The following is an 18,197-nucleotide window of genomic DNA, read 5'->3' as shown; positions in this document are numbered from 1 at the left end:
ATCATTCGTATACGAACGATGGTGCGCGCGCCCCGGATGGCTGTCAAGCGGCGGTGCAGCGCAAAAGATGCGGCTGCTGCATAAAGCCTCATTTGCCTATCCGCTCTGTCCACAAAGAAGGCAGTCGCGCTGCAGTGCGGCATGCACGGCTTGCACGTTTGTGTACAAACGGTATCGTCGCGACGTAGATTTTCGCCCCGACTTGGCCGAGCGCTTGGAAACGAGGATGACGCAGACACCGATCCGCCTCACCGTGAATGGGGCGATCCACGAGGTCGCCGCAGCGCCGCAGACGCCGCTGCTCTACGTGCTGCGCAACGACCTCGCGCTCAACGGCCCGAAATATGGTTGCGGGCTCGGCGAATGCGGCGCCTGCACTGTCCTGATCGACGGGGCCCCGGCCCGCTCCTGCGTGATTCCCGTCAGTGGCTGCGCCGGCCGCGACATCGTGACGCTCGAAGGGCTCGGCACGCGCGACAAGCCGGACGTGGTGCAGCAGGCCTTCATCGACGAACAGGCCGCGCAATGCGGCTATTGCCTCAACGGCATGATCATGACCACCAGGGCGCTGCTCACAATCAACCCGCGGCCGACCGAGCAGGAGGCGCTCGCGGCGCTGCGCTACAATCTCTGCCGCTGCGGCACCCATGTCGAAATCCTGCGCGCCGTGATGCGCGCTTCAGGCCAGCTCACCGAGGCCGTTGACTGATGGCCTCCCCTGCCCCTGATGGAGCTGAGCGCCAATTCGGCTCGCTCGTGGTCGTCCGCACCGTGGACGAGCTCACCTCCGAGACCTTCATCCGCATCACCGCGGACGGCTCGGTCAACGCCTATAACGGCCATGTCGATCTCGGCACCGGCATCCGCACCGCGCTCGGTCAGATCGTCGCCGAGGAGCTGGACGTCTCCTTTGCGCGCGTCGTCGTGGTGCTCGGCGACACTGCGGTGGTGCCGAACCAGGGCGCGACGATCGCGAGCGAGACCATCCAGATCACAGCCGTGCCGCTGCGCAAGGCCGCGGCGCAAGCGCGGCATTTTTTGATCGCGCGCGCGGCCGAGCGACTGGAGCTGCCTGCGGCGGAGCTCGGAATCGAGGATGGCCTCGTGCGCGGCCGCGACAATCGCAGCGTCAGCTATGGCGAATTGATCGGCAGTGAGACGATCCGCCTCGAGTTGGCCGATGACGTCACCGTCAAGGCGGTCGGCGACTACGCCATCGTCGGCCAGTCGATGCCGCGCGTCGACCTGCCCGCCAAGGCCACGGGCGAATTGACCTTCGTCCACGATATCCGCGTCCCCGGCATGCTGCACGGCCGCATGGTGCGCCCGCCCTATGCCGGCGTCGATGCCGGCCCGTTCGTCGGCACAAGTCTCATTGCCGTCGATGAATCCTCGGTGCGCGACATCCCCGGACTTGTCGCCGTGGTGCGCATCGGCGACTTCGTCGGTGTCGTCGCCGAGCGTGAGGAAAATGCGATCCGGGCGGCCGAGCAGCTCAAGGTGAGCTGGAAGCCGACGCCGGCGTTGACAGATCTCTCCGACGTAGAGACCGCGCTGCGCACCAATCCATCGACGCCGCGCACGCTGATCGACAAGGGCGACGTCGATGCGGCGATATCGGGCGCGGCCAAGCCGATGCAGCGCACTTACGTATGGCCGTATCAGATGCACGCCTCGATCGGCCCATCCTGTGCGGTTGCCGATTTCAGCGACGGCAATATCCGGGTTTGGTCGGGCACGCAAAATCCGCACGTACTGCGCAGCGACCTCGCGCTGCTGATCGAGCGACCCGAAAGCGAGATCGAGGTGATCCGGCTGGAGGCCGCCGGCTGCTACGGCCGCAATTGCGCTGACGATGTCACTGCCGACGCCTTGCTGCTGTCGCGCGCGGTCGGGCGCCCCGTGCGCGTGCAACTCACGCGCGAGCAGGAGCACGCCTGGGAGCCCAAGGGCACCGCGCAGCTCATCGATGTCAATGGCGGGCTCGATGCCAACGGCGGCATCGCCGCTTACGATCTCGCCACCCGTTATCCCTCGAACGCCGCGCCGACGCTGGCGTTGCTGCTCACCGGGCGCATTCCATCCGAGCCCGCCGTGCTCCAGATGGGCGACCGCACCGCGATCCCGCCCTACGATTACGACCACATGCGTGTCGTCGCCCACGACATGCCGCCGATCGTGCGCGCCTCCTGGTTTCGTGGCGTCTCCGCGCTGCCGAACACGTTTGCGCACGAATCCTACATCGACGAAGCCGCGACCGAGGCCGAAGTCGATCCGATCGAATACCGCCTGCGCTATCTGAAGGACCAGCGCGCCGTCGATCTCGTCAACGCGGTGGCCGAGCGCGCGGGCTGGACGCCCCGGCCGGTGCGCGAAGAGAAAGACGGCGAAGTCGTGCACGGGCGCGGTTTCGCCTATGCGCTCTACGTCCACAGCAAGTTTCCCGGCTATGGCGCGGCGTGGTCGGCCTGGGTCGCCGACGTCGCGGTGAACAAGACGACCGGCGATGTCAGCGTGACGCGGGTCGTCGCCGGACAGGATTCCGGATTGATGATCAATCCGGACGGCGTCCGCCACCAGATCCACGGCAACGTCATCCAGTCCACCAGCCGCGCGCTGATGGAGGAGGTCTCGTTCGAGCGCGGCGCAGTGGCGGCGCGGGAATGGGGCGCCTATCCGATCATCCCCTTCCCCGACGTGCCCAAGATCGACGTGCTGATGCTGCCGCGGGCGGATCAGCCGCCGCTCGGCGTCGGCGAATCCGCCTCGGTGCCGAGCGCCGCGGCGATCGCGAACGCGATTTTCGATGCCACCGGTGTGCGCTTTCGCGAGCCGCCATTTACGCCCGAACGCATCCTGAGGGGACTGCACGGCGCTGCAACGGCGGCGCCGCAGGCCCTGCCCGCGCCCGTTCCGCCGCAGCCGTCGCGCAGCTGGGAGAATCCCTTCGCCAAACGCGCCGGCATTGTCGCGACGATTGCGGCGGTTTGCACCGCCGCGATCGGCATCGGCGCAGCGCTGCTGCCGGGACGCGCGATCGCGCCGATCGCGCGACCGGATATATCGGTCTATTCCGCCGCGACAATTGCGCGCGGAGAGCAACTCGCAGCGCTCGGCAATTGCGCTGAGTGCCACACCACGATCAATGGCGCGCTCTACGCCGGCGGCCGCGCATTGGAGACACCGTTCGGCACGATCTACGCGACCAACATCACGCCTGATGTCGAGACTGGAATCGGCGCCTGGTCCTACCCGGCCTTCGAGCGCGCGATGCGCGACGGGCTGCACCGCGACGGACGGCAACTCTATCCCGCCTTCCCGTACACGCATTTTTCGAAGACCAGTGATGCCGACATGCAGGCGCTCTACGCCCACCTGATGGCGCAGCCTGCAGTGCGCGCGACGGCGCCGGCGAACACGCTCGCCTTCCCGTTCAACCTGCGCCCGCTGCTCGCGGGTTGGAATGCGCTCTTCCACCAGACAAAGGAATTCAAGCCCGATCCCACCAAGTCCGAGGCCTGGAATCGCGGCGCTTATCTCGTCGAAGGCCTCGGCCATTGCAGCGGCTGCCATTCGCCGCGCAATGCGCTCGGCGCCGAGCAGCGCAACGCCTACCTCGCCGGCGGCTTTGCCGAGGGCTGGGAGGCGCCGCCGCTGACCTCGCTCTCGCATGCGCCGATCCCATGGAGCGAGGACGAGCTGTTCGCCTATTTGCGCACCGGACATTCGCGCTATCACGGCGTCGCCGCCGGCCCGATGGCACCTGTTGTCCGGGACCTCAAGGCCCTGCCGGACCAGGACATCCGCGCGATGGCGGTCTATCTCAATTCGTTCAACGACGCCGCCGCCGATGCGCCTGCGCTTGCCGCAACGCTCGAGAGCGCAACGCAGGTCACGTCCGGCTCTTCCACTGGCGCGCGGCTCTATCAAGGCGCCTGCGCCGTCTGCCACGAGGTCGGCGGCCTGCCGCTGTTCGGCTCCCGGCCTTCCCTCGCGCTCAACAGCAATCTGCACAGCGCGACGTCGGATAATCTCGTGCAGGTCATCCTGCACGGCATCGCCGAACCCGTGTCGAGCGACCTCGGCTACATGCCCGCGTTCAGGAACAGCATGAGCGACGCGCAAATCGAGGAACTTGTCACCTTCCTGCGCGGCCAATTTGCGCCCGACAAGCCAGCATGGCCAGGCGTCCGCGAGACGATCGCGCGCGCACGGGCGTCAGCGCATTGAGGCAGTACAAAGAAAGGCTTGGCTGGAAGCTCACCTGTGGCCATCCTTCGAGACGCCCGCCTGCGGCGGGCCCTCAGGATGAGGACAGGGTGCGTGGCGCCAGTTCGATAGGCAAAGCTGCCTCTTAGACTAGCCTCATCCCGAGCAGACCGCGAAGCGGTCGTCTCGAAGGACGAGGCGCTTGCTCAGACCCCCGCCAGCTCACCTGCTTTAACTCACCCGTGCTTCTTCATCTCCACCGGCGGCGTGCCGTGGGTGTGGAAGGACTCGATCGTCTTCAGCCCCCAGGCCTGACCCTTCTTGCGCTCCTCCTCGGTCCACACGATCGGCTTCCAGTCCGGCGCGAGGATCAGGCGGGCGCCGGCATTGGCGACCTCGACGCGGTTGCCGCCGGGCTCGTAGACATAGAGAAAGAAGGTCTGCTGAATCGCGTGTTTGTGCGGGCCGGTCTCGATGTGGATGCCATTCTCCAGGAAGATGTCGGCAGCGCGGAGAATCTCCTCGCGGCTGTCGAGCGCGTAGGTGACGTGGTGAAAGCGGCCGGGCGTGCCGGAATGGTCGAGCGAATAGGCGAAATCGTAGCTCTTGTTCGACATCGTCAGCCACATCGCGGCTTCACGTCCGTCGTTGAGGACGATCTGCTCGGTGAGGCGGCAGCCGAGGTAATTCTCGAAGAATTCGCGGTTCGCTTTGATGTCGACGGCGAGGCAGTTGAGGTGATCGAGCCGGCGAACATTGACCCCGCGTGCGGGAAAGCGCTGCGCCTGGTTCTTCAGCGCGGGTTTCAGCTCCGGCGGCGCCTGATACCATTCGGTCTCGTAATAGAGCTCGACGATGTGGCCGTCGGGATCGCGGCAGCGGAAGGTCGGCCCTTGTCCCATGTCGCCGTCGATCCAGCCGATGTCGAAGCCGGAGCCCTTCAGCGCGGCGACCCGGCGCTCCAGCGCCTGCTGGCTGCGCGCGCGTAGTGCCATGTGCTCCATGCCCGAGGTCTTGGACGCCGTCAGCTTGAGCGAATAGCGCTCGTAATCGTCCCAGCCGCGCAGGTAAACGGAGTCACCCTTCTGCCCGCTCACGGTCATGCCCATGACGTCGACGAAGAATTTCAGGCTCTCGTCGGGCTTCGGCGTCAGCAATTCCATATGACCGAGATGGGCGAGATCGAGGATCGGTTCGGGCTGCATGGTCTCCTCCAGGGCATGGCTGCGATCCGCCGGACCGGATCTCGCATCGGATGCAGAGCTGGTAATTGGCTCATGCGTCCGGGCGGCACTGAAGGCCGCGGGTTCATTTGCACTAATGTACAAATGATTAGGTCCCGTCAACAAATCAACGTGTGCAGTTCGGTGAAACCCGGTGCGCACCGCCGTGACCAGCCGTCCTCCGAACGGCCGACGGACTGCCCGGATGGTAAAATTTTCCTTAAGTGAATTTATGCTCAAAGGCCTGGAAAAGCAGCATTTTTCAGCCGATTCCGGCGCCGAGTATGCATTCGGAACAAACCTATCGACCGAATTGTCGCAGATTTAAGAAAACGCCTGCACCTGCTGCTTAACCGTTTGTCCAGCCCCCGGCTCGCATAGTCAGGGTTAAACTCCTCGCTCTCGCCAGGTTCATTCATCGTGACATCCTTTGGACGTGTGATTTCGGTTCGCGGATCGCTCGCCCGGGTCGGGCTGCTGGCGGAAAGCCAGATGCCTATCTCGGAAGTTCGAGCGACCGTCGGCCGCTTCGTCAGTATTCGCAGCTCCAGTTCGGTCATCGTCGCGATGATCACCGAGGTGTCCTGCGAGAACCTGTCGAGCAGCGACAATTATATCGCTGTTGCCTCGGTCGACCTGCTCGGCGAGATCCTCAACGCCAGCGACAAGCCGAAATTCCAGCGCGGCGTCACCAACTATCCGACCATCGGCGATGCCGTCGATCTGATTACCAGCCAGGAGCTGCGCACGATCTACGCGCCGACCGGCTCGGACCAGATCAATGTCGGCTTCCTCCAGCAGGACCGCTCGGTCGTCGCCTATGTCGATGTCGAGGAAATGCTGTCCAAGCATTTTGCGGTGCTGGGGTCGACCGGCGTCGGTAAATCCACCGGCGTGTCACTGCTGCTCAACGAGATCCTGAAGGCGCGTCCCAACCTGCGCATCTTCCTGCTCGACGTGCACAACGAATATGGCCGCTGCTTCGGCGACCGCGCGCTGGTGCTCAACCCGCGAAACCTGAAGCTGCCGTTCTGGCTGTTCAATTTCGAGGAAATCGTCGACGTGCTGTTCGGCGGCCGCGCCGGCGTGCCCGAGGAGCTCGACATCCTGGCCGAGGTGATCCCGCTCGCCAAGGGCGTCTACACCCAATACCAGAACGCCGACCGCATCGGCCTCAAGCGCATCGATCCCAAGCAGATCGGCTACACCGTCGACACCCCCGTGCCGTACCGCCTCGTGGACCTGTTGTCGCTGATCGACGAGCGGATGGGCAAGCTCGAGAACCGCTCCTCGCGCATCATCTATCACAAGCTGATCTCGCGCATCGAGGCCGTGCGCAACGATCCGCGCTACACCTTCATGTTCGACAACGCCAATGTCGGCGGCGACACCATGGCCGAAGTCATCAGCCTGCTGTTCCGTCTCCCCGCCAACGGCAAGCCGATGACGGTGATGCAACTCGCCGGCTTCCCGGCCGAGGTGATCGATTCCGTCGTCTCGGTGCTCTGCCGCATGGCCTTCGATTTCGGACTGTGGAGCGACGGTGTCTCGCCACTGCTGTTCGTCTGCGAGGAAGCGCATCGCTACGCCTCCGCGGACCGCAACGTCGGATTCGGGCCAACCCGCAAGGCGGTGTCACGCATCGCCAAGGAAGGCCGCAAATACGGCGTCTATCTCGGTCTCATCACTCAGCGTCCGGCCGAGCTCGATGCCACCATCATCTCCCAGTGCAACACGCTGTTCACGATGCGGCTTGCCAACGAGCGCGACCAGGCGCTGCTGCGCGCCGCAGTGTCGGACGCCGCCGCGAACCTGCTCTCCTTCGTGCCCTCGCTGGGCACGCGTGAAGTGCTGGCCTTCGGCGAAGGCGTCGCGCTGCCGACCCGGCTGCGCTTCAAGGAGGTGCCACCGCACCAATTGCCGCGCGGCGAGGCCACCATCAGCAGCGTGCCATCGGTCACCTCCGGCCACGACATGCATTTCGTCAGCGCCGTGCTCGAACGCTGGCGCGGCGCCACCTCGCAGCGCGACGTGCCGAACGATCCGGTGTTTTCGGCTCCGCCCGCCAAGACGCTCTCCAACGTCGAGGCCCCGATGCTGCAGCCCTCAATGGGGCTCGATCCGGACCGCTTCTCGCTTTTGAAGAAACCGCTGCGGTAGCCACTCGCGTTTCCCGGACGCGCTGCAGCGTGCAACGCTGCTGCGCAGAGCCGGGACCCACGCCACATAGACTGCACTCCCGGAAATATGGGCCCGGGCTCTGCAGCGCACCGCTGAAGCAGCGCAGCGCTGCGTCAGGGGCACCAGCCTCGCGACACCTCTGGAGCCTCTCGTCCGCATCGACTATGGTCTCCGGCCCCAAGCCGGAATCCATGCCATGACACAGCCCACGCAACGCTTCCCCGCCCCCGCCCTCGATACGCTACCCGATGACATCCGCACGCGCCTTCTCGCTGTGCAGGAGAAGAGCGGGTTTGTGCCGAACGTGTTCCTGACGCTGGCCTACCGTCCCGACGAGTTCCGCGCCTTCTTCGGCTATCACGACGCGCTGATGGAAAAGGACGGCGGCCTTAGCAAGGCCGAGCGCGAGATGATCGTGGTCGCGACCTCGGCCGCCAACCAGTGCCAGTATTGCGTGATCGCCCACGGCGCGATCCTGCGCATCCGCGCCAAGAACCCGCTCATTGCCGACCAGATCGCGGTGAACTACCGCAAGGCCGACATCACGCCGCGGCAGCAGGCGATGCTCGATTTCGCGATGAAGGTCTCGGCCGACGCGCAGCGGATTTCCGAGGACGATTTCGCCGCACTCGCGCCGCACGGGTTCAGCGACGACGACATCTGGGACATCGCCGCGATCTCCGCCTTCTTCGCGCTGTCGAACCGGCTGGCGAATTTCACGGGCATGCGCCCGAACGACGAATTCTACCTGATGGGACGCGTGCCGAAGACGTGACGGACAAGACATGACCGGGATGGACTGGCCCGAAATCCTGCTGCGCCTCGGCACCGCGACATTCGCCGGCGGCGCGATCGGCCTCAACCGCGACCTGCACGGCAAGCCGATCGGACTGAAGACGCTCGGCATCGTCGGGCTCTCCACCGCAACCGTCGTGCTGCTCGCGGTGCAATTCGCCGAGCCCGGCAAGATCACCGATGCGGCGAGCCGCGTGATCCAGGGCATCCTGACCGGCATCGGCTTCCTCGGAGCCGGCGTCATCGTCCACGAGAGCGATCGTTTTCGCGTGCGCGGCCTCACCAGCGCGGCCTGCACCTTCCTCGCCGCCTGTCTCGGCATTGCCTGCGGCGCCGGAGAATGGAAGATCGTGCTGGTGGCGCTGGCCTTCACGTTCGTGCTGCTTACGATCGGCCGCCGCGTCGAACGCTGGCTGCATCGCGCCTTCGGCGGCAAGGAAGATCCGCACCATGCGGAGGCTGCGCCGAAGACCGGCTCCCGGGACGGCGTCTAGAATCGCAACCGCCGTCCCCATATCGGCTTCAGCAGTTCGAGCACCGTGAGCACCAGCAATCCCGCACCGAGGGTGACCATCAGATCGTCCAGGTGCAGGGGACCGAACCGGAACAGACTGGACGCAGGCGGCCAGAACAGGGCCGCGGCGAGAATGGACGCGATCGACAGGAATATCCAGAGCAATGCCGGATTCGGACGGAAGAAGGCAGACAGGAAGGACGCGCTGAAGGATCGGTTGACCAGCACCAGCGCGACGATGCAGACGACGAGCGCGATGAAGGCCAGCGTGCGCGCCTCTTCGGGCGGAACACCCCAACGAAGCGCGACGACGAAGATCGCGGCGATCGACACAAATGCAACAACGCCCTGCAAGACGCTCCAGCCGACCAAGGCCCACGAGAACAGCTCAGCATCGGCACGCCGCGGCGGGCGGCTCATGACATCGCGCTCCTCCCGCTCGGCTTCAAACACGAGCGAGCACACGGGGTCGATGATCAGCTCCAGAAACGCGATGTGAACGGGGCCGAGAACCAGAGGCAGTCCGAAAACCAGGGGCAGCAGGGCAAGCCCCGCGATCGGAACGTGGACGGCGAAAATGAAGGCCATGGCCTTGCGCAGATTGTCGTAGATCCGGCGTCCCAGGCGGACGGATGCAACGATGGAGCCGAAATCGTCGTCGAGCAGGACGATCGAGGAGGCTTCGCGGGCGACATCGGTGCCGCGGCCGCCCATCGCGATCCCGATATGGGCTGCCTTCAGGGACGGCGCATCGTTGACGCCGTCGCCGGTCATCGCGACGATCTCGCCGTTGCGCTTCATGGCCTGCACGATCCGCAGCTTCTGCTCCGGCAGCACCCGCGCGAACACGTTCACGTTCCTGACGAGCGCCTCCAGCCCGCCCTCGTCCGCGAGCTTGATCTGCTCGCCGGTCGCGACCTCGTTGACGTCGAGCCCGGCCTGCCCGGCGATCGCCAGGGCGGTCGCCGGATAATCGCCCGTGATCATGACGACGCGGATGCCGGCCGAACGGCATTCCGCGACCGCCTCAGGGACGTGCGGACGAAGCGGATCGGCCAACCCGACGAGACCGAGAAAGCGAAACGAAAAGCCTTCCTGCGAGCTCGGCAGGGCGTCGCCGTCGCAGGTCGCGGCGGCGACGCCCAGCACGCGAAGACCATCCTTCGCCATCACCGCGACCGCATCCCGCATCGCGTCCTGATCCGCGCCATCCAGCTTGCAGAGGCGCGCGATCGCTTCGGGAGCGCCTTTGGCCGAGGCGAACACTGCCTGGGACGATTGCCAAACCTGGGTCATCGCCAGCAGTTCGGGGCGCAGGCCGTAGCTGCGGATCAAGGTCCGAGCTCCCGGGATTTCATCATCCTCCGGCAGGCTCGCCCGCGTGAACGCGTGCAGGGCCTTCTCCATCGGATCGAACGGTTCGGCCGAACTCGCCAGAGCACTGCAACGCGCCAGCTCGAAAAATTCTGCTCCCACGGGCCCCGCCTGCGACGACGCCAGGCGCGCGCTCGCCCCGTCGGGCAGCCTCAGTTCCGCGACCGACATCCGGTTCTGCGTCAGCGTGCCGGTCTTGTCGGTGCACAGCACGGTTGCGGAGCCGAGCACCTCGATCGCGGCCGCGCGCCGTGTCAGCACCCGCGCCTTCGAAATTCGCCAGGCGCCCATGGCCATGAACACCGTGAGGACGACGGCAAACTCCTCAGGTAGCATGGACATGCCGATCGCGATGCCTCCGAGCAGCGCCTGCAGCCAATCCCCGCGTAACGTTCCGTAGAGCAGGACGGCGGCGAGGCTGATCGCCGCACCCCCGAGAAAGCAAAGCCGCACGAGCCGTGCGGTCTGCTGCTGCAGCCGCGGCGGCTCCTGTTGCAGGCCATGCAGCGACAGCCCTATCTTTCCGATCTCGCTGCGAGGGCCGGTGGCCTCGACCTCGGCGAGGCCCTCGCCTCGCACGACCAGCGAGCCCGAATACACGAACGGCAGGTCATCGCCCCCCGGGCGATGTTCAGCCAAGGCGGCTTTTTCAGTCGAGGACGCTTTGGCGACGGGCGTCTTGATGGCCTGCTTGCGAACCGGGACCGATTCTCCGGTCAGCAGGGACTCGTCGACCGCCAGATCACGCGCGCTGACGAGGACTGCATCTGCCGGGATCCGATCGCCTTCGGCCAGCATGAGGAGATCGCCGCGGACGACGTCCCGGCCCGCGATGCGCCGGCGCTCGCCGTCCCTGACCACGAGCGCTCGCGGACTGGTCAGCTCCCGCAACGCCTCCAGCACGCGCTCGGTGCGGGTTTCCTGCACGATCGTGATCACGACGGAGATGGCGCCGAATGCCACGAGCAGCAAGGCCTCGCGGAGGTCGCCGAGCAGCAGGTAGACCAGCCCGCCGCACAAAAGGAGCGCGAGCATCGGCTCGCGCAGCACATCGAGAACGATGCGCAGCGGCGTGCGCCGTTCGGGCCGCGGCAGTTCGTTGTAACCTTCCTGTTGCAGCCGCAGCCGGGCCTCGGTTTCGCTAAGCCCGGCCGGACTGCCGCGTTCTGCGTTGCTCACGTCTTCGGCCGCATGCTCCAGAGACTTCCAGCGCCCACGACGGCTGTCACGAGCAAGACGGCGACGAAGGTCTGGATGATGGTGAAGTTCAGGGCGTCACGCGCGACGAACAACGCGGTGAGCGCGCCGGCGACGATGAAGACGATGCGAAAGATGAGGCTCATGGTCGTGTCTCCGGCCAGCATGACCTGGAACCGACCTCGCCCTCGCCATCGGGGCGCAACGCTGCTTCGGCAATCATGCAGGCAAACTTTACCCGACCGCAGCGACGCAGATTTGCGGCAGGTCAAGCCTGATCCGGCCACCGCCGCATCTGGCCGGTCGACGGGTGCGACGTGATGTCCACACCGGATCGATCGGCCCCTGCATCGCTCATGGCGGCAGAGCGCTACGCCGCTAGCGCTTCGCCATCAACTCGAGCGCCGGAGCAAAGCGCTCCGCGAACGTCAACGACTTGGCGTGATGAACTGCGGCAAACGATGCCGAAATTCCTGCCGAAGCGATCGCGAGCAAGAAAATTACGAAAACCAGACGGCGCATTGTTCGCCTCCTGTGTGAGCTCGACTACCCCACAGAGATGGGACGGCTCTGTTTCAGGACGGTGTCATGGGCGCGGAAATTGATTTCACTCAAGCGACTGTGATGGGATTCGGCTTATCAGGGCACAAGCCATCACCAACTAACGATCATCGGCGTGTTTTGCGGCGGAATGCAAGCGGCGATCGGAATGTTACAGCCGCGTCTGCAATCCCAGGCAATGCGACGACGCGCGGCATCCGCTGGAATGTGGAGTCATCGAGGACTATCCAAATGAAGATCGTGATCCAGAAGCTCAATGGCCTGTGGCACCTCATCGTCGGGTCGCACCGGATCCGAACGCCCTTCCTGGACACCCAGGACCGCGCGCTGGTGGTCACCTACGCTCGCCGCGCCTATCCCGGCGCCAGGATCTTCCAGCCCGACTGATGGCATCACGGCTCGCGATTCCCGCCGTCCTAATCGTCGTCCTCGGGACCGCACCATCCGGGCAGGTAGATCGCGTCCTTGCTCTTGGCTGCGGATATCGCCTTCTCGAGCGCCTTGTCGAAATCGGCCTCCACGACCTTGCGCGAGACCTTTCGGCGCAGGAAGTCGGCCCACAGGAATTCGGAGAACGGCGTGGTGTCCTTGGCGAAGCCGCCCAGGCGGCGCAATTCGCCGGCAAGGCTGCGGAACGGATCGTCCTTGAGATCGGCGACCGATTTCGGCAGGTCGCGGAACTGTCGCCGTTCGCCCTTGGCATCGTAAGGATAGACCCAACGCTTGTTGTCCATCACGCCCCAGAACGCCTCGCGCTCGACCATGCGGAGGTCGCCGACGACGGTCACCAGCACCTCCTTGACGCCTTCGTCGTGCAGCGCGCGGCCGAGATGATGATGGTCGATCACGTAGTATCGCGCGTCGGGGCCGTAGACGACGGGGATCATGTGCTTGCCGAGCAGATCGGCCTGCTTCTTCCTGTCGTGCTCGCGCCAGCGCTTGCGCTTCTCCTTGACCTCGCGCATGCCGACCGTCATCTGCGTCGGCCGGAGCGACAGGATCGGGACCGGATGCACTCTCGGCTCGCGCGCGTTGGTCGTGGTCATGGTCGAAGGCCCTTCGGACGGATGCACCTGACGGTTCAGGTTCCCGACTATGACATGGGCCATGCGGCGGCAAAACGTGTTCGCGAGGACACCGAGATCACAAGCCGATGTAGGCGGTGCAACCTTGGTTGTTGTTGCAACGCAACCCTCGTGCCCCGGTATCGGCATAAGGGGCGGTTCCGCAATCGCTCCACACCGGTCCATGCGCAAATAGTGCAAGCGCACGAATGCACGCGGGTATTGAGAAGATTTCCTGCGACGTGTTCATCACGTATGCTATCTGAAATCGCTGCTTTGGAGTGATCCCCGCCCCATGACGACCCAGCGGCCCATAAGCTCTGACGACGAGCACCGGGTGCTCCAGTTCAGGCCGCGCACCTCGCCTTCCCCCGCGGCCCACCGCGGTAGCGGTACGGTGCAACCGTTGCGTGTCGCGCCCGAACCGCTCGACCTGTCGCGCTATGAGCAACCCCGCGCCGAGCCGGACGATTTCCGCCATCGCATGCTCGCCAACATCGCGGCGCTGGCCTTTACCATCGCGCTGACTGCAATCGGAATTTGGCTCGCGGTCAGCATTGCCGACCTGCGCCGGACCCAGGATTGCGTGCTGATGGGCCGTCGCGACTGCGCCAAGATCACGACGCCGCATATCTAGGCCCGCCTGATCGCCGGCCCCGGCGGTAAGGGACACCAGCGGGGCATCCCCAGCCCTGTCTCGACGCCTGCCCGGCTCCATTGAACTCAGGGCTTCGCTCCGATATACGGGCTTTCGACCCGGCCAGAGGGGGGTTGAGGGCGTCATCAGGGGCGCGATGCCCACCCACCGTGCCACTCTGGACAATCTGATAAATACCCGCAATATATCAAAGGCTTAGTGATGTCTTCCACATTCGATCAGGTCGCCACGATCATCGCTGAAACCTGCGACATCCCGCGCGACACGATCACGCCGGATAGTCATGCCATCGACGATCTCGGCATCGACAGCCTCGATTTCCTGGACATCGCATTTGCGATCGACAAGCAATTCGGCATCAAGCTGCCGCTGGAAAAGTGGACCCAGGAGGTCAACGACGGCAAGGCGACCACCGAGCAGTATTTCGTGCTGAAGAATCTGTGCGCCCGCATCGACGAACTGGTTGCGGCCAAGGGCGCGGGCGCCTAAGGGCGCGGTCATGCAACTCGAATACTTCCACATGATCGATCGCATCGTCGACCTCAAGGTCGACGAGAAGACGATCGTCGTCGAAGCCCAGGTCCCCAAGGAGAGCACCGTCTTCGAGGGGCACTTCCCGGGTTACCCCTTGATGCCCGGCGTGCTGCTGATCGAATCGATGGCGCAGGCCTCGGGCTGGCTCCAGCTCGGCGTATTGAAGTTCGAACGCATGCCGATCCTGGCCGCCGTGAAGGAAGCCAAGGTCCGCGGCTCGGTCTTCCCCGGCGATCTCATGAGCATCGAGGCGAGCCTCGTCCATGAAGGATCGGGCTATGCCATGACCGAAGCCAAGATCAGGGTCGGCGGCAAGCTGCGCGCCAATTCGGCGCTGACCTTCACGCTGATCCCCTTCCCCAATGCGGATATCCGCGGCTACATGGCGAAAGTCGCCGAGCGCGTCGGCTTTCCGCAACAGGCCGTATCGCCATGACTGACACTGCTTCGAAGCCCGGCCAGACCGAAGTCTGGATCACCGGCATTGGACTCGCGACCTCGCTCGGCGAGGGCCTGGACGCCAACTGGGCCGCGCTTTCCGAGAAGCGCATCAACGTCGACGAGAAGCGCTTTGCGCCCTACATCGTGCATCCCTTGATGCCGGTCAGCTTCGACAGCCAGATCCCGAAGAAGGGCGACCAGCGCCAGATGGAAGCCTGGCAGCGCATCGGCACCTACGCCGCCGGCCTTGCGCTCGATTCCGCCGGGATCAAGGGCAACAAGGACATCCTGTCCAAGATCGACATGGTGGTGGCCGCCGGCGGCGGCGAGCGCGATCTCAACGTCGACACCGGCGTCTTGACGGCCGAGGCCAAGGGCGCGAACGCGCCCGGCTTCCTTAACGAGCGCCTGATGAGCGATCTCAGGCCGACGCTGTTCCTGGCGCAGCTCTCCAACCTGCTCGCCGGCAACATCGCCATCGTGCACGGGCTCGGCGGCACCTCGCGCACCTTCATGGGCGAAGAGGTCGCCGGCGCCGATGCCGCCCGCATTGCGCTTGCGCGCATCGCCTCGGGCGAGAGCGACATCGCGCTGGTCGGCGGCTCGCACAATGGCGAGCGCAAGGATCTGCTCGTCCTCTACGAATTCGGCGATTTCAACCTCAAGGACAAATTCGCTCCCGTCTGGGCGCGCAAGGACCACGCCGGCTTCGCGCTGGGATCTGCCGGCGCCTTCCTGGTGCTGGAGTCGAAGGCGCATGCGCAAGCGCGTGGCGCCAAGCCGTTCGCAAGACTGACGAGCGTCGTCGCCGACCTCGCCCGGCGCAAGCAGCCCGGCGACATGGCCGCGACGCTGGAGCAGCTGTGGGCCAAACTGCCCCGGCGCGAAGGCAAGGGCGCGATCATCTCGGGCGCGACCGGCGCAGAGCCCGCGACGAGCGAAGAGCATGGCTTCCTGAAGGGCCATGCCGACTTCCCGGTGCGTTCGACCGGCACGATGTTCGGCCACACCATGGAGACGCAATTCCCGCTCGGCATCGCGCTCGCCGCGCTGTCGATCTCGCGCGGTGCGCTATTCCCGCCAAACGATTCGACCGGCACCGAGATTGAAATGCAGGGAGCGCCCACCCAGATTGTGGTGGTCGGAGCCGGACACTGGCGCGGCGAAGGCATGGCGCTGGTCGAGGCAGTTGGCTAGCTCACCCGGGGGATCGACATGACTGCACCACGCGACAAACTCGGGCGTCCCGTCGTCGTCGTCACCGGCATGGGCATCATGACCTCGCTCGGTGCCGGCAAGGCCGACAATTGGGCCAAGCTCGTCGCCGGCGAATCCGGCATCCGTACCATCACGCGTTTTCCGGTCGACGGCCTCAAGACCACGATGGCCGGCACGGTGGATTTCGTCAGCGTCGATCCGTTCTCCTCCACCGGCCTGTCCGAGCGGATGGCTGAGATCGTGACGGAGGAAGCGCTCGAGCAGGCCGGCATCGGCGCCAAGGCCGATTTCCCGGGCCCCCTCTTCCTCGCGGTTGCGCCGGTCGAAGTCGAATGGCCGCAGCGCCGCGAACTCGGCCGCGCCGTCGGCGCGCCCGACTTTACCTATGACGATTTGCTGCGCATCTCCGGCGGCGGCAAGTACAGCGCCTATCACCACCGCTTCATGTTCGGCTCGGTGGCCGCGTATCTCGCCGAGACCTTCGGCACCAAGGGCTCGCCGATCTCGCTATCGACGGCATGCGCGTCCGGAGCCACCTCCATCCAGCTCGGTGTCGAAGCGATTCGCCGCGGCGAGACTGACGCTGCGCTGTGCGTGGCGACCGACGGCACCGTGAATCCGGAAGCCCTCGTGCGCTTCTCGCTGCTCTCGGCGCTGTCGACCCAGAACGATCCGCCGCAGGCGGCCTCCCGCCCCTTCTCCAAGAACCGCGACGGCTTCGTCATGGCCGAAGGCGCCGGCGCGCTCGTGCTGGAAAGCTACGAGGCAGCCACCGCGCGCGGCGCAAAAATCCTCGGCGTGATCGCCGGCTGCGGCGAGCTCACCGATTCCTTCCATCGCACCCGCTCGTCTCCCGACGGCAAGCCGATCATCGGCTGCATGAACAAGACGCTGGCCGATGCCGGCATGACGCCGGACCAGATCGACCACATCAACGCGCACGGCACCGCGACGCCCGAGAACGACAAGATGGAGTTCAACACGACATCGGCCGTGTTCGGCGAGCTTGCGCAGAAGATTCCGGTGACGTCCAACAAGTCGATGGTCGGCCACACCATCTCGGCCGCCGGCGCCGTGGAAGCGATCTTCTCGCTGCTCACGCTCGAGCATCAGCGCATCCCGCCGACGATCAATTACGAGACGCCGGATCCGACGATCCTGTTCAACGTCGTCGGCAACAAGGCGCGCGACGCCCGCGTCACCGCGGTGATGTCGAACTCGTTCGGCTTCGGCGGTCAGAACGCCTCGCTGATACTGACCCGCGAACCGGCCTGACCGGACGCATGGCGCTGATTCCCGTCAGCACGAAGATTCGCGCGCGGAATGCAGCCAAATCGATCGGCGGAAGCCTGATTGGCGCCGCCACCGTCGGCATGCTGCGCACCACGCGCTATTTCGATCCGGTCAAGACCTCCGACTTTTTCGCGCGCGCCGTGAGGCTGATCGGGCCGCGCCTGCGCGAGCACCGCATCGGCCGCGCCAACCTCACCGCGGCCTTTCCCGAGAAGTCGCCGGAGGAGATCGAACGGATCCTGATGGGCGTGTGGGACAATCTCGGCCGCGTCGGCGCCGAATTCGCCCATATGGATCACGTCTGGGACTACGATCGCGACCATCCCGAAAACAGCCGGATCGAACTCCCGGCGCGCAGCATCGAGCTGTTCGACCGGATCCGCGATGACGGCAAGCCGGCGCTGATCTTCGCCGCGCATCTCGCTAATTGGGAATTGCCGGCGCTCGCCGCCGTCGCGCATGGACTGGAGACCGCGATCCTCTATCGCCGCCCGAACATCGCCTCGGCCGACCGCATCATCCAGGAGATGCGACAGGTCAACATGGGCACGCTGATCCCGGCGGGGCGTGACGCCCCGCTCCGGCTCGCCCAGGCGCTGAAAGACGGCAAGCACGTCGCGATGCTGATCGACCAGTACCTGACGGGCGGCGTCGAGGTCACCTTCTTCGGCCGCAAGACCCGCGCCAACCCGATGCTGGCGCGCCTGCTCCGGCAGGTAGAATGCCCGATCCACGGCGTGCGCATCATCCGCCTGCCCGGCGGCCGCTTCCGCGGCGAGCTCACGGAAGAGATCCCGCCGGTGCGCGATGCCGAGGGCAGGATCGACATCCAGGGCACGACGCAGGCGGTCACGAGCGTGGTGGAAGGATGGGTGCGCGAGCATCCCGAGCAGTGGCTGTGGCTGCATCGCAGGTGGCGGTAGGGCGCCTATCCG

General features: G+C 65.4%; 17 protein-coding genes. 12 read left to right on the top strand and 5 right to left on the bottom strand.

Features of this window, described 5'->3' with window-relative positions; translation table 11 throughout:
* Positions 1–226 precede the first annotated feature (226 nt).
* The gene (locus CIT39_RS14090; protein ID WP_094974719.1) at positions 227–709 is read left to right on the top strand and encodes a (2Fe-2S)-binding protein; all 483 of its coding nucleotides are present in this window, start codon (positions 227–229) and stop codon (positions 707–709) included.
* Entirely contained in the window at positions 709–4,230 is a 3,522-nt protein-coding gene (locus CIT39_RS14085) for a molybdopterin cofactor-binding domain-containing protein (protein ID WP_094974720.1), read from the top strand. The genes CIT39_RS14090 and CIT39_RS14085 overlap by 1 nt, the downstream gene beginning before the upstream one ends.
* A gap of 215 nt (positions 4,231–4,445) precedes the next feature.
* On the opposite strand, the gene CIT39_RS14080 is transcribed toward CIT39_RS14085, so the two are convergent.
* Positions 4,446–5,414 (bottom strand): catechol 2,3-dioxygenase, encoded by a 969-nt coding sequence (locus tag CIT39_RS14080; RefSeq protein WP_094974721.1) that lies wholly within the window; start codon positions 5,412–5,414, stop codon positions 4,446–4,448.
* 438 nt (positions 5,415–5,852) lie between these two features.
* Here CIT39_RS14080 and CIT39_RS14075 point away from each other — a divergent pair, with 438 nt between their 5' ends.
* The 3 genes from CIT39_RS14075 to CIT39_RS14065 all read left to right on the top strand — a co-directional run bounded on the left by CIT39_RS14075 (position 5,853) and on the right by CIT39_RS14065 (position 8,902).
* Positions 5,853–7,592: an ATP-binding protein gene (locus tag CIT39_RS14075; protein ID WP_094974722.1), complete on the top strand. Its 1,740-nt coding sequence runs from the start codon at positions 5,853–5,855 to the stop codon at positions 7,590–7,592.
* 217 nt (positions 7,593–7,809) lie between these two features.
* Positions 7,810–8,388, top strand: a complete 579-nt coding sequence (locus CIT39_RS14070; RefSeq protein WP_094974723.1) for a peroxidase-related enzyme — start codon at positions 7,810–7,812, stop codon at positions 8,386–8,388.
* A gap of 10 nt (positions 8,389–8,398) precedes the next feature.
* Complete coding sequence (locus CIT39_RS14065) at positions 8,399–8,902, top strand: MgtC/SapB family protein (protein WP_094974724.1); 504 nt, start codon at positions 8,399–8,401, stop codon at positions 8,900–8,902.
* Here the strand turns inward: CIT39_RS14065 and CIT39_RS14060 are convergent.
* The 3 genes from CIT39_RS14060 to CIT39_RS14050 all read right to left on the bottom strand — a co-directional run bounded on the left by CIT39_RS14060 (position 8,899) and on the right by CIT39_RS14050 (position 12,015).
* Positions 8,899–11,475 carry a cation-translocating P-type ATPase gene (locus tag CIT39_RS14060; protein ID WP_109853902.1) on the bottom strand — a complete coding sequence of 859 codons (2,577 nt, stop codon included), beginning with the start codon at positions 11,473–11,475 and terminating at the stop codon, positions 8,899–8,901. The two genes, CIT39_RS14065 and CIT39_RS14060, sit on opposite strands and share 4 nt — an antisense overlap.
* Positions 11,472–11,639 (bottom strand): hypothetical protein, encoded by a 168-nt coding sequence (locus CIT39_RS14055; protein ID WP_162848641.1) that lies wholly within the window; start codon positions 11,637–11,639, stop codon positions 11,472–11,474. The genes CIT39_RS14060 and CIT39_RS14055 overlap by 4 nt, the downstream gene beginning before the upstream one ends.
* A 232-nt stretch (positions 11,640–11,871) precedes the next feature.
* Positions 11,872–12,015, bottom strand: coding sequence for a hypothetical protein (locus tag CIT39_RS14050; RefSeq protein ID WP_162848640.1), 144 nt, complete (start codon positions 12,013–12,015; stop codon positions 11,872–11,874).
* Positions 12,016–12,285: 270 nt separating this feature from the next.
* Between CIT39_RS14050 and CIT39_RS14045 the strand changes: the two genes are divergently transcribed.
* On the top strand, positions 12,286–12,441 hold the full coding sequence (locus tag CIT39_RS14045; protein WP_162848639.1) for a hypothetical protein: 156 nt from the start codon (positions 12,286–12,288) through the stop codon (positions 12,439–12,441).
* Between the two features lie 29 nt (positions 12,442–12,470).
* Here CIT39_RS14045 and CIT39_RS14040 read toward each other — a convergent pair whose 3' ends face one another.
* Positions 12,471–13,100, bottom strand: a complete 630-nt coding sequence (locus CIT39_RS14040) for a ParB-like protein (protein ID WP_094975095.1) — start codon at positions 13,098–13,100, stop codon at positions 12,471–12,473.
* A gap of 313 nt (positions 13,101–13,413) precedes the next feature.
* On the opposite strand from CIT39_RS14040, the gene CIT39_RS14035 reads away from it, so the two are divergent.
* From CIT39_RS14035 to CIT39_RS14010, 6 genes are all read left to right on the top strand, one after another.
* Positions 13,414–13,755 (top strand): hypothetical protein, encoded by a 342-nt coding sequence (locus CIT39_RS14035; RefSeq protein ID WP_094974762.1) that lies wholly within the window; start codon positions 13,414–13,416, stop codon positions 13,753–13,755.
* Positions 13,756–13,977: 222 nt separating this feature from the next.
* The gene (locus CIT39_RS14030; RefSeq protein WP_094974763.1) at positions 13,978–14,265 is read left to right on the top strand and encodes an acyl carrier protein; all 288 of its coding nucleotides are present in this window, start codon (positions 13,978–13,980) and stop codon (positions 14,263–14,265) included.
* 10 nt (positions 14,266–14,275) lie between these two features.
* Positions 14,276–14,746, top strand: coding sequence for a 3-hydroxyacyl-ACP dehydratase FabZ family protein (locus CIT39_RS14025; protein ID WP_094974764.1), 471 nt, complete (start codon positions 14,276–14,278; stop codon positions 14,744–14,746).
* Positions 14,743–15,948: a beta-ketoacyl-ACP synthase gene (locus CIT39_RS14020; RefSeq protein WP_094974765.1), complete on the top strand. Its 1,206-nt coding sequence runs from the start codon at positions 14,743–14,745 to the stop codon at positions 15,946–15,948. Before CIT39_RS14025 ends, CIT39_RS14020 begins: the two co-directional genes overlap by 4 nt.
* An 18-nt stretch (positions 15,949–15,966) precedes the next feature.
* Positions 15,967–17,244, top strand: coding sequence for a beta-ketoacyl-ACP synthase (locus CIT39_RS14015; RefSeq protein WP_094974766.1), 1,278 nt, complete (start codon positions 15,967–15,969; stop codon positions 17,242–17,244).
* An 8-nt stretch (positions 17,245–17,252) separates the two neighbouring features.
* Complete coding sequence (locus CIT39_RS14010; protein ID WP_094974767.1) at positions 17,253–18,185, top strand: lipid A biosynthesis lauroyl acyltransferase; 933 nt, start codon at positions 17,253–17,255, stop codon at positions 18,183–18,185.
* Positions 18,186–18,197 lie beyond the last annotated feature (12 nt).

It is taken from the genome of Bradyrhizobium symbiodeficiens (genome assembly GCF_002266465.3).
Taxonomy (GTDB): domain Bacteria; phylum Pseudomonadota; class Alphaproteobacteria; order Rhizobiales; family Xanthobacteraceae; genus Bradyrhizobium; species Bradyrhizobium symbiodeficiens.
The sequence above is the reverse complement of the archived record's forward strand: the minus strand, read 5'-3'. Positions and strand labels throughout refer to the sequence as shown.